At 70.8% G+C, this 13,817-nt stretch carries 13 protein-coding genes; 11 read left to right on the forward strand and 2 right to left on the reverse strand.

Annotated elements, in window-relative coordinates; all coding sequences use genetic code 11:
• Positions 1–23 precede the first annotated feature (23 nt).
• The 11 genes from GTY58_RS21200 to pstB all read left to right on the forward strand — a co-directional run bounded on the left by GTY58_RS21200 (position 24) and on the right by pstB (position 11,718).
• Positions 24–410, forward strand: coding sequence for a GntR family transcriptional regulator (locus tag GTY58_RS21200; RefSeq protein WP_037650776.1), 387 nt, complete (start codon positions 24–26; stop codon positions 408–410).
• Entirely contained in the window at positions 407–1,324 is a 918-nt protein-coding gene (locus GTY58_RS21205; RefSeq protein WP_010985495.1) for an ABC transporter ATP-binding protein, read from the forward strand. The genes GTY58_RS21200 and GTY58_RS21205 overlap by 4 nt, the downstream gene beginning before the upstream one ends.
• Complete coding sequence (locus tag GTY58_RS21210; RefSeq protein WP_010985496.1) at positions 1,321–2,262, forward strand: hypothetical protein; 942 nt, start codon at positions 1,321–1,323, stop codon at positions 2,260–2,262. Before GTY58_RS21205 ends, GTY58_RS21210 begins: the two co-directional genes overlap by 4 nt.
• Complete coding sequence (locus GTY58_RS21215) at positions 2,259–3,227, forward strand: hypothetical protein (protein ID WP_037650773.1); 969 nt, start codon at positions 2,259–2,261, stop codon at positions 3,225–3,227. Before GTY58_RS21210 ends, GTY58_RS21215 begins: the two co-directional genes overlap by 4 nt.
• Before the next feature lie 342 nt (positions 3,228–3,569).
• Positions 3,570–5,801, forward strand: a complete 2,232-nt coding sequence (locus tag GTY58_RS21220; RefSeq protein WP_037650772.1) for an RNA degradosome polyphosphate kinase — start codon at positions 3,570–3,572, stop codon at positions 5,799–5,801.
• A complete protein-coding gene (locus GTY58_RS21225) occupies positions 5,782–6,864 on the forward strand; it encodes a CHAD domain-containing protein (RefSeq protein WP_010985499.1) in 1,083 nt (360 codons plus the stop codon). The genes GTY58_RS21220 and GTY58_RS21225 overlap by 20 nt, the downstream gene beginning before the upstream one ends.
• Positions 6,865–6,930: 66 nt before the next feature.
• Complete coding sequence (locus tag GTY58_RS21230; protein ID WP_010985500.1) at positions 6,931–7,344, forward strand: NUDIX hydrolase; 414 nt, start codon at positions 6,931–6,933, stop codon at positions 7,342–7,344.
• A gap of 235 nt (positions 7,345–7,579) precedes the next feature.
• Complete coding sequence (gene pstS, locus GTY58_RS21235; protein WP_171033172.1) at positions 7,580–8,701, forward strand: phosphate ABC transporter substrate-binding protein PstS; 1,122 nt, start codon at positions 7,580–7,582, stop codon at positions 8,699–8,701.
• A gap of 100 nt (positions 8,702–8,801) precedes the next feature.
• On the forward strand, positions 8,802–9,809 hold the full coding sequence (gene pstC, locus GTY58_RS21240) for a phosphate ABC transporter permease subunit PstC (RefSeq protein WP_010985502.1): 1,008 nt from the start codon (positions 8,802–8,804) through the stop codon (positions 9,807–9,809).
• Positions 9,806–10,867 carry a phosphate ABC transporter permease PstA gene (gene pstA / locus GTY58_RS21245; protein WP_010985503.1) on the forward strand — a complete coding sequence of 354 codons (1,062 nt, stop codon included), beginning with the start codon at positions 9,806–9,808 and terminating at the stop codon, positions 10,865–10,867. The genes pstC and pstA overlap by 4 nt, the downstream gene beginning before the upstream one ends.
• 74 nt (positions 10,868–10,941) lie before the next feature.
• Complete coding sequence (gene pstB, locus GTY58_RS21250; protein ID WP_010985504.1) at positions 10,942–11,718, forward strand: phosphate ABC transporter ATP-binding protein PstB; 777 nt, start codon at positions 10,942–10,944, stop codon at positions 11,716–11,718.
• Positions 11,719–12,121: 403 nt separating this feature from the next.
• Here pstB and GTY58_RS21255 read toward each other — a convergent pair whose 3' ends face one another.
• Positions 12,122–13,120 (reverse strand): inorganic phosphate transporter, encoded by a 999-nt coding sequence (locus GTY58_RS21255; RefSeq protein ID WP_010985505.1) that lies wholly within the window; start codon positions 13,118–13,120, stop codon positions 12,122–12,124.
• A gap of 7 nt (positions 13,121–13,127) precedes the next feature.
• Positions 13,128–13,748, reverse strand: coding sequence for a DUF47 family protein (locus GTY58_RS21260; RefSeq protein WP_010985506.1), 621 nt, complete (start codon positions 13,746–13,748; stop codon positions 13,128–13,130).
• Positions 13,749–13,817: the final 69 nt, after the last annotated feature.

Consider the following 13,817-nt stretch of genomic DNA (forward strand, 5'->3'; position numbering starts at 1 on the left):
TTAGTGAAAGGGTGGTTGAACGGGTGGTCGAGTACCGCATCGACCGGCGCTCCGGCGTCGCCACCTACGTCCAGATCGTCCAGCAGACCAAGCAGGCCCTGCGCCTGGGCCTGCTCGAACCCGGCGACAAGCTGCCCACGGCCCGCGAGGTCGTGGAGGCCACCGCCATCAATCCGAACACCGTCCTCAAGGCCTACCGCGAGCTGGAGCGCGAGGGCCTGGTGGAGGCACGCCGCGGCCTCGGCACCTTCGTCCGCCGGACGCTGGGCGCCGCCCCGGCCGACTCGCCGCTGCGCACCGAACTCGACGCCTGGGCGCAGCGCGCCCGTACGGCGGGCCTCGACCGCGAGGACGTCGCCGCACTCCTCGGCTCCGTACTCGACGAACACTTCCCGAAGGGGGACCAGTGAGTTCCACCCGCACCACCGCGGACGTCGCCCTGGAGGCGTACCGGCTCGGCAAGCGGTACGGCAGGCGCCCGTCCGCGGCCCTGGACGACTGCTCCTTCCGCCTCCCGGCCGGCCGCGTCAGCGCACTGGTGGGCCCCAACGGGGCCGGGAAGTCGACCCTGCTGGCGCTGGCGGCCGGACTGCTGCGGCCCACCTCGGGCACGCTCACCGTCCTCGGCGGGGCTCCCGGCGAAGCCCGCGACCGCGTCGCCTACCTCTCCCAGGACAAGCCGCTGCACCCCCAGCTCACCATCGCCGAGACCCTGCGCCTGGGCGCCGAGCTCAACCCGGGCCGCTGGGACGCCGCCCACGCCGCCTCGCTGGTCGAACAGGGCTCGCTCGACCCCGCGACGAAGATCCGCCGGCTCTCCGGCGGCCAGCGCACCCGCGTCGCCCTCGCCCTCGCGCTCGGCAAGCGGCCCGACCTGATGCTGCTCGACGAGCCGATGGCCGACCTCGACCCGCTCGCCCGGCACGAGATGATGGGCACGCTGATGGCGGACGCCGCCGAGCGCGGCACGACGGTGCTGATGTCCTCGCACATCGTCGCCGAACTCACCGACGCCTGCGACCACCTGCTGCTCCTGGGCGACGGCCGCATCCGGCTCGGCGGCGGCATCGACGACCTGCTCACCGCGCACTCCCTGGTGACCGGCCGCGGAACGCCCGCCGACCTCGCCCCGCACACGGTCGTCGAGTCCCGGGCCAGCGGCCGCGGCCTGACCGCGCTGATCCGCCGCGACGGACCCGTCGACAGCGGCTGGGAGGTCCAGGAACCGTCCCTGGAGGAACTGCTCCTCGCCCACCTGCGCGCCCCGGGCGCCCCGGCCCTGATCACTCCGGGCACGGCCGTCTCCGTGGAGGTGACCGCATGAGCGCCACCACCCTCGCCACGCCCCGGCGCCGCACGCTCCCCGGCCCCCGCGGCCTGGTCTGGACCGTCCTGCGCCTGCACCGCACCGCACTGTGGATCTGGCTCGCCTTCGTGACCGGCACCGCGGGACTGCTGCTCTGGCTGTACGGACCGGGGGCGACGGCGGCCCAGCAGGCGTTCGACACGTACGGGTACTACGTGCCGGGCGGCCTGAACTCGACGAAGGAGGCGTACGACGACCTCTTCTACCGGCCCGCCACCCTGATCAGTGTCGCCACCTTCGTCGTCCCGCTGTTCGCGGGCGGCGCGCTCATCGGCCGCGAGCTGGAGACCGGCACCGCGCAGCTCGCCTGGACGCAGTCGGTGAGCCCGGCGCGCTGGCTGGCCGCGCGGCTCGCCGTGCCCGCGCTCCTCATCGCCACCGGCACCGGCCTGCTCGTGGCCCTCTACCGGCTCCTGTGGTCCGCCCACAACGGCCTGCTGGTGGCCGGCTACGCCCCCCGTGAGCTCTACTTCGCCATCGGCCCGGCGACCGTCGTGCACCCCCTGCTCGGCCTGGCCCTCGGCGCGCTCATCGGCCTGCTGGTGCGCCGCGCGCTGCCGGCGATCGCGGTCGCCGCCGGCACCCAGTACGTGCTCACCGCACTCCACAACCGGCTCTGGCCCTTCCAGCACAACACGCCCTACAGCCCGCCCGCGGAACTCTCCGTGCACAGCGGCGCGTTCACCTCGGGCGGCGCCCTGATCCCCGACCCGGGCTGCTACGACAGCAAGCGGTGCCTCGCCGAACACCATGTCGTGGGCTTCACCCGCGACTACCTCCCGTCCCCCGAGTACTGGCCCCGCCAGCTCCTGGAAACGGGCCTTCTGCTGGCCGCCACGGCGGTCGTCGTCGCGGTGGCGTTCCGCGTCCTGAACAGGAGCGTGACCACCCCATGAGCACCCTTCCCGTGCGGGGCCTGTCATGGACGGTCCTGCGTCTGCACCGCTCGGCGGTGGTCCTGTGGGGCGGCGCGCTGCTCGCCGCCACCGTGGCCCTCATCTGGATGTACGCCATCGGGGACGACGCCCGCGCGGGCATCGGCGCCTGCGCCACGCCCGCCACCGGCCAACTGCCGCCCTGCTCGGCGGTCCACGCGATCACCGCCGACGGCATCTATGCCGACACCCTCGCGTCGGTCGGCACCGCCGTGTCGTACCTGATGTTCCCGGTCGCCGCCTGGGCGGGCGGCGCGCTGACCGGCCGCGAGCTGGAGACCGGCACCGCCCATCTGGACTGGACCCAGTCCGTCACACCGGCGCGCTGGCTCGCCGCCCGGCTCACCGTCCCGGCGGCGCTGCTCGCGAGCGGCACCGCCGCGGCGGTCCTGCTCAACGTCTGGGCCCGCCAGGACGGCAACCCGGACCTCGTCGGCGACTGGTACTACGCGGACGTCTTCGTCTCCACCGGCCCGGCCGCCGTCGCCCACGTCCTCGCGGGCCTCGCCCTGGGCGCGCTCGCCGGGCTGCTCACCAAAAAGACGCTGCCTGCCATCGGCCTGGCCCTCGCGGCGACGCTCGTGCTCCACAACGCGCTGGACTGGTACCGGACGAGCCTGTGGCCGACCGTCACGACCACCGGACGGGCGGCCCTCGACCTCCCGCGCAGCGCGCTGGACCTCGAACACGGGGTCATCACCACCACCGGCGAACGCATCGGCAACAACACGGCCTGCGTCGGCTCCGACAGCCTCGCCGACGTCCAGAGGTGCAAGTCCTCCAGCAATCTGACCGACTTCTGGGCCACGTACCACCCGCGGTCCCACTTCTGGCCCCTCCAGTTCATGGAGACCGGCCTCCTCCTCGCCCTCGCCGCCGCGGCCACCGCCACCGCCTTCTGGCTCCTGCGCCGCCGCACGGCATAGGGCCGGTCCGGGTACGCCCCCGACGGGGGTGGGGGGCGTACCCGGCCACGCCGCTCCCGGCCACGCGGCTCGGCGACCGCACGGCTCGGCCCGGCTCAGCGGCCGCACGGGCTCCCGGTGCCACGGACGCCCGGGAGCCGCCCCCCGCTATCCCGCACGTCATGTCTCCGTAACCAACGATTCAGACGACCTTGCGACCCTCGGCCAATGAACCCCGCCGTGCCCGAGCCCTCGCCGCCTCCGGTGAACGGGGAGAGCAAGCGAACCGGCCGCCAGGTCGTCGCGCTCCCGCCCGCTCGCTCTGACGCGCCCTTCCCCCGCCCGGCGCGGAAGAATGGGGCCATGAGCCAGCCAAATGTCCAGGCACAGGTCCAGCACCCGCAGCCCTCCGTGGGGTCCATCGCCGCGCACCGCCCGCACACCGTGGCCGCCGCGGTCTCCGACCTGGAGCCCGACCTCGATGCCGACCTCGACGCGTACGAGGACACCGACGCCGACGGCGTCCAGCTCCCGCAGGGCCGCTTCCTCGACCGGGAGCGCAGCTGGCTCGCGTTCAACGAGCGCGTCCTCGAGCTCGCCGAGGACCCGAACACGCCCCTCCTCGAGCGGGCGAACTTCCTGGCGATCTTCGCCAGCAACCTCGACGAGTTCTTCATGGTGCGGGTGGCGGGACTGAAGCGCCGCATCGCCACCGGCGTCGCCACCCGCTCCGCCTCCGGTCTCCAGCCCCGCGAGGTCCTGGAGATGATCTGGGCCCGCTCCCGCGAGCTGATGGCCCGGCACGCCGCCTGCTACCAGGAGGACGTCGCCCCCGCGCTGGCGGAGGAGGGCATCCACCTGGTCCGCTGGAACGAGCTGACGGAGAAGGAGCAGGCCCGCCTGTTCACCCTGTTCCGGCACCAGATCTTCCCGGTGCTGACCCCCCTCGCCGTCGACCCCGCGCACCCCTTCCCGTACATCTCGGGCCTGTCCCTGAACCTCGCCGTGGTCGTGCGCAACCCGGTCAGCGGCCACCGCCACTTCGCCCGCGTGAAGGTCCCGCCGCTGCTCTCCCGCTTCCTGGAGGCGTCCCCCGACCGCTACGTCCCCATCGAGGACGTCATCGCGGCGCACCTGGAAGAGCTGTTCCCGGGCATGGAGGTCCTGGAGCACCACACCTTCCGCCTCACCCGCAACGAGGACCTCGAGGTCGAGGAGGACGACACCGAGAACCTGCTCCAGGCCCTGGAGAAGGAGCTCATGCGCCGCCGCTTCGGGCCGCCGGTGCGCCTGGAGGTCGAGGAGTCCATCGACCGGCACGTCCTCGATCTCCTCGTACGGGAGCTGAAGGTCTCCGAGGCGGAGGTCTACCCCCTGCCCGGCCCCCTGGACCTCACCGGCCTCTTCGGCATCGGCGCCCTCGACCGGCCCGAGCTGAAGTACCCCAAGTTCATCGCGGGCACCCACCGCGACCTCGCCGAAGTCGAGTCGGCGTCCGCGCCGGACATCTTCGCCGCCCTGCGCGAGCGCGACGTCCTGCTCCACCACCCGTACGACAGCTTCTCCACCTCCGTCCAGGCCTTCCTGGAGCAGGCGGCGGGCGACCCCGACGTCCTCGCCATCAAGCAGACCCTGTACCGGACCTCGGGCGACTCGCCGATAGTCGACGCGCTGATCGAGGCCGCCGAGGCGGGCAAGCAGGTCCTCGTACTGGTCGAGATCAAGGCCCGCTTCGACGAGCAGGCCAACATCAAGTGGGCGCGGAAGCTGGAGGAGTCCGGCTGCCACGTCGTATACGGCCTCGTCGGCCTGAAGACCCACTGCAAGCTGTCGCTGGTGGTCCGGCAGGAGGGCGAGACCCTGCGGCGCTACTGCCACGTCGGCACGGGCAACTACCACCCCAAGACCGCCCGGCTGTACGAGGACCTGGGCCTGCTCACCGCCGACCCGCAGGTCGGCGCGGACCTCTCCGACCTCTTCAACCGGCTGTCGGGCTACTCACGCCGCGAGACCTACCGCCGTCTCCTCGTCGCCCCCAAGTCCCTGCGCGACGGCCTGGTCTCACGGATCAACAAGGAGATCCAGCACCACCAGGCCGGACGGCCCGCGTTCGTCCGCATCAAGGTCAACTCGATGGTGGACGAGGCCATCATCGACGCCCTCTACCGCGCGTCCCAGGCCGGCGTCCCGGTCGACGTGTGGGTGCGCGGCATCTGCGCGGTGCGCCCCGGCGTCACGGGCATGTCCGAAAACATACGGGTGCGCTCCATCCTCGGCCGCTTCCTCGAACACTCGCGGGTCTTCACGTTCGGCAACGGCGGCGAGCCCGAGGTGTGGATCGGCAGCGCCGACATGATGCACCGCAACCTCGACCGCCGCATCGAGGCCCTCGTCAGGGTCACCGACCCCGCCCACCGGGCCGCCCTCAACCGGCTCCTGGAAACCGGGATGTCCGACACCACCGCCTCCTGGCATCTGGGCCCGGACGGCGAGTGGACACGGCACGCGACCGATGCCGAGGGCCAGCCCCTGCGGAACGTCCAGGAGATGCTCATAGACGCCCGGAGGCGCCGGCGTGGCACAGCGACACCTTGACCCCCCCACCGACCCCACGGCCGGGCCCGCCCCCACCGGAGACGCCCTCGCGGGCTACCTGCGGGCCCAGGCCACGGAGTTCCTCCGCTCACTGCGCCAGCACCGGGAGACCGGCGCGGTGAGCGGCTCGGAGGACTCCGTCGACGCGGCGCGCGCCCTGCGCCGCTCGGCCCGCCGCATCAGCGGCACGCTCCACACGTTCCGCCCGCTGCTGGACACGGACTGGTCGGAGGCCATGCGCCCCGAACTCGCCTGGCTGTCGGGCACCTTGGCCCGGGAGCACGCGTACGCGGCCCGGCTGGAGCGGCTGCTGCTGGCCCTGCACCGCCTGTCGGGCTCGGCGGCGTTCCCCACGCCATCGGCCGGCCCCGCCCCGCGCGCCCAGACCTCCCCGGACCGCGGCAACCTGACGGTGGGCGCGGCCAAGGCGGGCGCCCTGCTGGACCGCCAGCTCACCCTCGCCCGCACCCGGGCCCACTCCGCCGCCCTCCAGGCCCTCGGCTCCTCCCGCTTCCACGCGGTCGCCGACAGCGTCGCCGTACTGGCCAGCGAGGTCCCGCTCACCCCCGCCGCGGCCACCGCCGACCCGCGCCCGTTCGCCGCGGCGGCCGACGAGCGCCTGTGCGACGCCGTGAGCGCCCTGCCCCTGGTCACCGCGGGCCACCCCTACAACGCGGAGGCCCTGATCCACGGCCTCTCCCCCGACACCGCCCCGCATCCCCAGGACGCCCCCTGGCACCAGGTCCGGCTGCTGCTGCGCCTGCACCGCTACGCCCGCGAGGCCCTGTACGGGGAGGAGGACACCGCCCTGCCCGAGCGGGGCCGGGAGCTCGGGGGAGCCCGCGTCGACGTCCGGCTGAGGTCCGCGGGCCAGGCCCTGAACCGGCACCGGGACGCGGCGGAGGCCGCGGCGGCCGCCTCCTCGGCGGCCCGTACCCCGCGCATCGCCCCGGCGACGGCGTACGCCCTCGGCGTCCTGCACGCCGACCAGCGCCACGAGGTGGAGGCCGCCCGCTTCGCCTTCCAGCAGTCCTGGCAGAAGGAGGCGGTGGGCACGCCATGACCGAAAAGGCAGCAACGGCAGTAACGGCAATGGGCACGCCATGAACCGGGAGGCGGTGGGCACCCCGTGACCGACGACATCATCCGCGCGGCCGGCTGCGTTCTGTGGCGCCGCTCGCCCGTCGACGGCAAGCTGGAGATCTGCCTGGTCCACCGGCCGAAGTACGACGACTGGTCCCACCCCAAGGGGAAACTCAAACGCGGCGAGGACCCGCTGTCCGGCGCGGTGCGCGAGGTGGCGGAGGAGACGGGCCGCACCTGCACCCCCGGCGCTCGCCTGCCCACCCTCCGGTATCAGGTGAACGGCCGCCTCAAAGAGGTCGGCTACTGGGCGGCCGAGGCCGGCGCGGGCACCTTCACCTCCAACCGCGAGATCGACCGCATCCTCTGGCTCTCCCCCACCGCGGCCCGCCATCGACTCACCCGGCCGAGGGACCGCGATCTGGTGGACGCCCTGCTCAGCGCGCTGCACCTGGCCTGAGGCCCACACCCCCGCCCCCACCCCGGCGCACCCCATGGGACGCAACCGTTCCGTGACCTAACCACACCGTCCGCAGGGGTTCACCTTCCGTTCACTCTCGGCCATCGGCGGCTTCACCTCTTCTGCCTAATTTCGGCCTTACGCGGTGCGGGACGGCGACCTGAATGTCGCCTCCGCATTACACAGACTTCGCACGCCGCCACCAGTCGGCGGCTCCTGGAAGGAACTCCCGAAAGTGAAGCTTCAGCGCATGAACCGGCGGGCCCTCACCCTCGGTGCTCTCGCCGTCTCCGGCGCCCTGGCCCTCACGGCGTGCGGCTCTGACGACACCGGCAAGAGCAACACCGACGCCACGACGTCGTCCAACAGCGCCATCAAGTGCGACAACGCCAAGGGCCAGCTCCAGGCCTCCGGCTCGTCCGCGCAGAAGAACGCGATCGACGCGTGGGTCAAGGCGTACACCGCGAGCTGCAAGGGCGTGCAGATCAACTACAACCCGACGGGTTCGGGTGCCGGTGTCACCGCGTTCACCCAGGGCCAGACGGCGTTCGCCGGTTCGGACTCGCCGCTGAAGCCCGAAGAGGTCACGGCCTCCAAGAAGGCCTGCGGCGGCAGCCAGGCCATCGACCTGCCGATGGTCGGCGGCCCGATCGCGATCGGCTTCCACCTGTCCGGCGTGGACAGCCTGACCCTGGACGCCGCCACCCTCGCCAAGATCTTCGACGGCAAGATCACGAAGTGGGACGACGAGGCGATCGCGAAGCTGAACCCGAGCGCCAAGCTCCCCAGCACCAAGATCCAGGCGTTCCACCGCTCGGACGAGTCCGGCACCACGGACAACTTCACCAAGTACCTGAAGGCCGTCGCCCCCTCCGACTGGAAGTACTCCGGCGGCAAGGCCTGGCAGGCCAAGGGCGGCCAGTCCGCGCAGGGCTCCTCCGGCCTGGCCCAGCAGGTGAAGCAGACCGAGGGCGCGATCTCGTACTTCGAGCTCTCGTACGCCGCCGACGGCATCAGCACCGTCGACCTGAAGACGGGCGCCGCCACCCCGGTGAAGGCCAGCGTCGAGAACGCCACCAAGGCCATCTCGACCGCCAAGGTCGCCGGCACCGGCAAGGACCTGTCGCTGTCCCTGAACTACAAGCCGACCGAGGAGGGCGCCTACCCGCTCACCCTGGTCACCTACGAGATCGTCTGCGAGAAGGGCAACAAGGCGGACACCCTGCCCGCCACCAAGTCCTTCCTCACCTACATCGCGAGCGAGGACGGTCAGAAGCTGCTGACCGACGCCAAGTACGCGCCGATCCCCGACGAGATCATCTCCAAGGTCCGCACGACCATCTCGAGCCTGAGCTGACCTGAGTGTGCGGCCCGCCTCACCGAGGCGGGCCGCACCGTCCGGTGCACCGCCGCCTGGAGCCGCCACCCCTTACGGCTCCGCAGACCGGAGAATCCTGATGGACATATCGACACAGAACACCGAAGCACCTCCCCCCGCCCCTGGGCCTCCCGTGGCCGCTCCGACGAGCGCGAGCCGCGGCGCCACCCGCCCCGGAGACCGGATCTTCCTCGGTCTCTCGCGCGGCTCCGGCATCTTCCTTCTGGTGATCATGGCCGCCATCGCGGCCTTCCTCACCTATCGCGCCGCCAACGCGATCAGCAAGGACCACACCAACTTCCTCACCACGTTCGAGTGGAACACCAACCTCGAACCGGCGTCCTTCGGCATCGCGGTCCTGGCCTTCGGCACGGTGGTCTCCGCGATCATCGCCATGGCCCTCGCGGTCCCGGTCTCGGTCGGCATCGCCCTGTTCATCACGCACTACGCGCCGCGCCGGCTCGGCGGCCCCATAGCGTTCGTGGTCGACCTGCTCGCCGCCGTCCCGTCCATCGTGTACGGCCTCTGGGGCGCCCTCGTCCTGGTGCCGCACATGGACGGCCTCTTCGGCTGGCTCGACCACTACTTCGGCTGGACCGGCGTCTTCGAGTGGCAGGGCGGCGCGCCCCGCTCGATGCTCACCGTCGGCGTCCTGCTCGCGATCATGATCCTGCCGATCATCACCAACGTGAGCCGTGAGGTCTTCCGCCAGGTCCCGCGGATGCACGAGGAGGCCGCGCTGGCCCTCGGCGCCACGCGCTGGGAGGTCATCCGCATGTCGGTGCTGCCCTTCGGCCGCTCCGGCGTGATCTCCGCCTCGATGCTGGGCCTCGGCCGCGCGCTCGGCGAGACGATGGCCGTCGCCACGGTCCTCTCCCCGACCTTCGAGATCAACGCCAGCCTGCTCGACCCGGGCGGCGGCACGTTCGCCCAGAACATCGCGAGCAAGTTCAGCGAGGCCACCCCGCTCGGCCAGGACGCACTGATCGCCTCCGGTCTCGTCCTGTTCGTCATCACCCTGCTGGTCAACGGCGCGGCGCGCATGATCATCAACCGCCGCAAGGAGTACTCGGGGGCCAACGCATGAGCAACGCAGCCGTCACCGACAAGCGCCCGAGCACCCTGCGCGGTGCCAGCCTGCCGAAGTGGTCGCCGTGGGCGATCGCCGCGGGCTCCGTCGCCCTCGCCGTGGTCATCGGCGTGCTGGGCGGCCTCGGCAGCAAGGTCCAGTGGGGTCTGATCGCCGCACTGCTCTTCGTCCTGGGTACGTACGCCGTCGCCGCCAAGGTCGAGGGCCGCCGCCAGGCCAAGGACCGGGTCGCCACCAGCCTCGTCTGGGTCTGCTTCCTGATCGCCGTCGTCCCGCTGGCCTCCCTGATCTGGGAGACCGTCAAGCGCGGCGTGAAGGTCTTCGACGTCTACTTCCTGACCCACTCCATGGGTGTGGTCGCCGACACCGAGACCGGCGGCGGTATCTACCACGCGATCATCGGCACCCTGGAGCAGGTCGGCATCGCCACCCTGATCGCCGTGCCGATCGGTGTGCTCACCGCGATCTACCTGGTCGAGTACGGGCGGGGCAGGCTCGCCAAGGCCGTCACCTTCTTCGTCGACGTCATGACGGGCATCCCGTCGATCGTCGCCGGCCTGTTCGTTCTCAGCTTCTGGATCCTGATCCTGGACATGGGCTACTCCGGTTTCGCCGGTTCGCTCGCGCTGTCCATCCTGATGATGCCCGTGGTGGTCCGCTCCACCGAGGAGATGCTCAAGCTCGTACCGAACGAGCTGCGCGAGGCCTCCCTCGCGCTGGGCATCCCGAAGTGGCGCACCATCCTCAAGGTGGTTCTGCCGACGTCCATCGGTGGTATCACCACGGGTGTGATGCTCGCGGTCGCGCGCATCACGGGTGAGACCGCCCCGGTGCTGCTCCTGGTCTGGGGCACGAACTTCATCAACACCAACCCGTTCTCGGACCCGCAGGCCTCGCTGCCGCTGTACATCTACCAGCAGTACGCGAACAGTGCCGGTTCGGGCGCGGCCTACGACCGGGCCTGGGCGGCGGCACTCGCCCTCATCGCCTTCGTCATGATCCTCAACCTGGCGGCGCGCGGCATCGCGCGCTGGAAGGCCCCACGGACTCGATGAGCGGCTCTGCCGCGTGGCGGGCCGCTGACGCGGCCAATCAGCGACCCGAATTCTCGAAAGAAGCAGTGATTCACATGGCCAAGCGAATCGACGTGAGCGGTCTCACCGCCTACTACGGCTCCCACAAGGCGATCGAAGACATCTCGATGACGGTCGAGCCCAGGTCGGTGACGGCGTTCATCGGTCCGTCCGGCTGCGGCAAGTCGACGTTCCTGCGCACGCTCAACCGTATGCACGAGGTCACCCCCGGCGGCCGCGTCGAGGGCAAGGTGCTGCTGGACGACGAGGACCTGTACGGGCAGGGCATCGACCCGGTGTCGGTGCGGCGCGAGGTCGGCATGGTCTTCCAGCGCCCGAACCCGTTCCCCACGATGTCGATCTTCGACAACGTGGCGGCGGGCCTGCGCCTGAACGGCTCGTACAAGAAGTCCGAGCTGAGCGAGATCGTCGAGAAGTCCCTCAAGGGCGCGAACCTCTGGAACGAGGTCAAGGACCGCCTGAACAAGCCCGGCTCGGGCCTGTCGGGCGGCCAGCAGCAGCGCCTGTGCATCGCCCGCGCGATCGCGGTGGAGCCCAACGTGCTGCTGATGGACGAGCCCTGCTCGGCGCTCGACCCCATCTCCACCCTCGCGATCGAGGACCTGATCGGCGAGCTGAAGGAGCGCTTCACGATCGTCATCGTGACGCACAACATGCAGCAGGCGGCCCGTGTCTCGGACCGCACCGCCTTCTTCAACCTGGCCGCCGTCGGCCAGCCCGGCAGGCTCATCGAGGTCGACGAGACGGAGCGGATCTTCTCCAACCCGTCGGTCCAGGCCACGGAGGACTACATCTCCGGCCGCTTCGGCTGAGCGACCCGCTCACCAAGACCCCTCGCGGTGCTGCATGGCGGTGCCACCGCGAGGACGAAGAGGGCCCGCCCCTGGCTCCCGGGGGCGGGCCCTTTCGTATGCGTCCGTGTCTGCCGAGCTGGTCCCGGCGGTACGGGGCCGGTCCTGGCGGTACGGGGCTGGCCCTGGCGGTACGGGGCTGGCCCTGGCGGTACCGGGCTGCTTCCCGGCGGTACCGGGCTGGCCCCAGCGGTGCCGAGCTGCTTCCCGGCAGTGCCGGGCTAGTCCCCGGTGGTTCCAGGCTGGCCCCAGCGGTGCCGAGCTGCTTCCCAGCGGTACCGGGCTAGTCCCGGCGGTACCGGGCTGGCCCCGGCGGCACCGGGCTGGTCCCGGCGCTGCCGAGCCGGGTCCCGGCGGTGTCCCGCTACAGGAACGCGAGATTCACGATCCAGAAGCTGCACGCGGCCACCAGTCCGGCGGCCGGCATCGTGATGAACCAGCCGAGGACGATGTTCTTCGCGACCCCCCACCGCACGGCGTTCACGCGCTTCGTCGCGCCTACGCCCATGATCGCGGAGGTGATGACGTGGGTCGTCGAGATCGGCGCCTTGAAGATGAACGCCGTGACGAACATGATCGACGCGCCGGTCGTCTCGGCGGCGAAACCCTGCGGCGGGTCCAGCTCGATGATCTTGCGGCCGAGCGTGCGCATGATGCGCCACCCGCCCGCGTACGTCCCGAGCGACAGCATCAGGGCACAGGCGATCTTCACCCACACCGGGATCGGATCGTCCGCGCCCTGCACGTCGCCGATGACGAGCGCCATGACCACGATGCCCATCGTCTTCTGGGCGTCCTGCAGACCGTGCCCGAGCGCCATACCGGCCGCCGAGACCGTCTGCGCTATGCGGAACCCCCGCTTGGCCTTGTGCGGGTTGGCCCTGCGGAAGATCCACATGATCGCGCACATCACCAGATAACCGGCGACCAGGCCCACGACGGGCGACAGGAACATCGGGATGACGACCTTGTCCAGGACGCCGGACCAGATGACCTCCGTACCGCCCGCGAGCGCCGCGCCCACCATGCCGCCGAACAGCGCGTGCGACGAGGACGACGGCAGACCGAAGTACCAGGTGACGAGGTTCCAGACGATGGCACCGATGAGCGCCGCGAAGAGGATTCCCATCCCCTTGGAACCCTCAGGGGTCTCGATCAGTCCCTTGCTGACGGTGTGGGCGACGCCACTGCCGAGGAAGGCACCCGCGAGGTTCATCACCGCGGCCATGGCCAGCGCGGCCCGCGGCGTCAGCGCGCGCGTGGAGACCGAGGTGGCGATGGCGTTCGCGGAGTCGTGAAAGCCGTTCGTATACGTAAATCCGAGCGCGACACCGATGGTCACGATCAGGGCGAAGGTGTCCATGAAGCTGTCAGGACTCCTTGACGGCGATGGTCTCCACCGTGTTCGCCACGTGCTCGAACGCGTCCGCCGCTTCCTCCAGCACGTCCACGATCTGCTTCAGCTTCAGCACCTCGATGGCTTCGTACGAGCCGTTGAAGAGGTGGGCGAGCAGCTTGCGGTGGACCTGGTCGGCCTGGTTCTCGAGGCGGTTGACCTCGATCCAGTACTCGGTGAGGTTGTCCATGGTCCGCAGGTGCGGCATGGCCTCGGCCGTCAGCTCGGCCGCCCGCGCCAACACCTCGATCTGCTGCTCGACGCCCTTGGGGAGTTCCTCGACGTTGTAGAGGACGACCAGGTCGACGGCCTCCTCCATGAAGTCCATGATGTCGTCGAGGGACGACGCGAGGTTGTAGATGTCCTCACGGTCGAACGGCGTGATGAACGAGGAGTTCAGCTGGTGGAAGATCGCGTGCGTGGCATCGTCACCGGCGTGTTCCGCGGCCCGCATACGCTCTGCGATCTCGGCCCGGGCGGAGGCGTCCGCCCCGAGCAGTTCCATCAGGAGCTTCGAGCCCGTGACGATGTTGTCCGCGGATGCGGCGAACATGTCGTAGAAGCTCGTCTCCCTGGGGGTCAGACGAAAGCGCACGTGGGGTCCTCGGGGTGCTTCGGTTTCGGTCAGGCTGATGCTAGGCGCATCATCCGGCCACGGCTAATG

It is taken from the genome of Streptomyces sp. SID5469 (genome assembly GCF_009862865.1).
GTDB lineage: Bacteria > Actinomycetota > Actinomycetes > Streptomycetales > Streptomycetaceae > Streptomyces > Streptomyces avermitilis.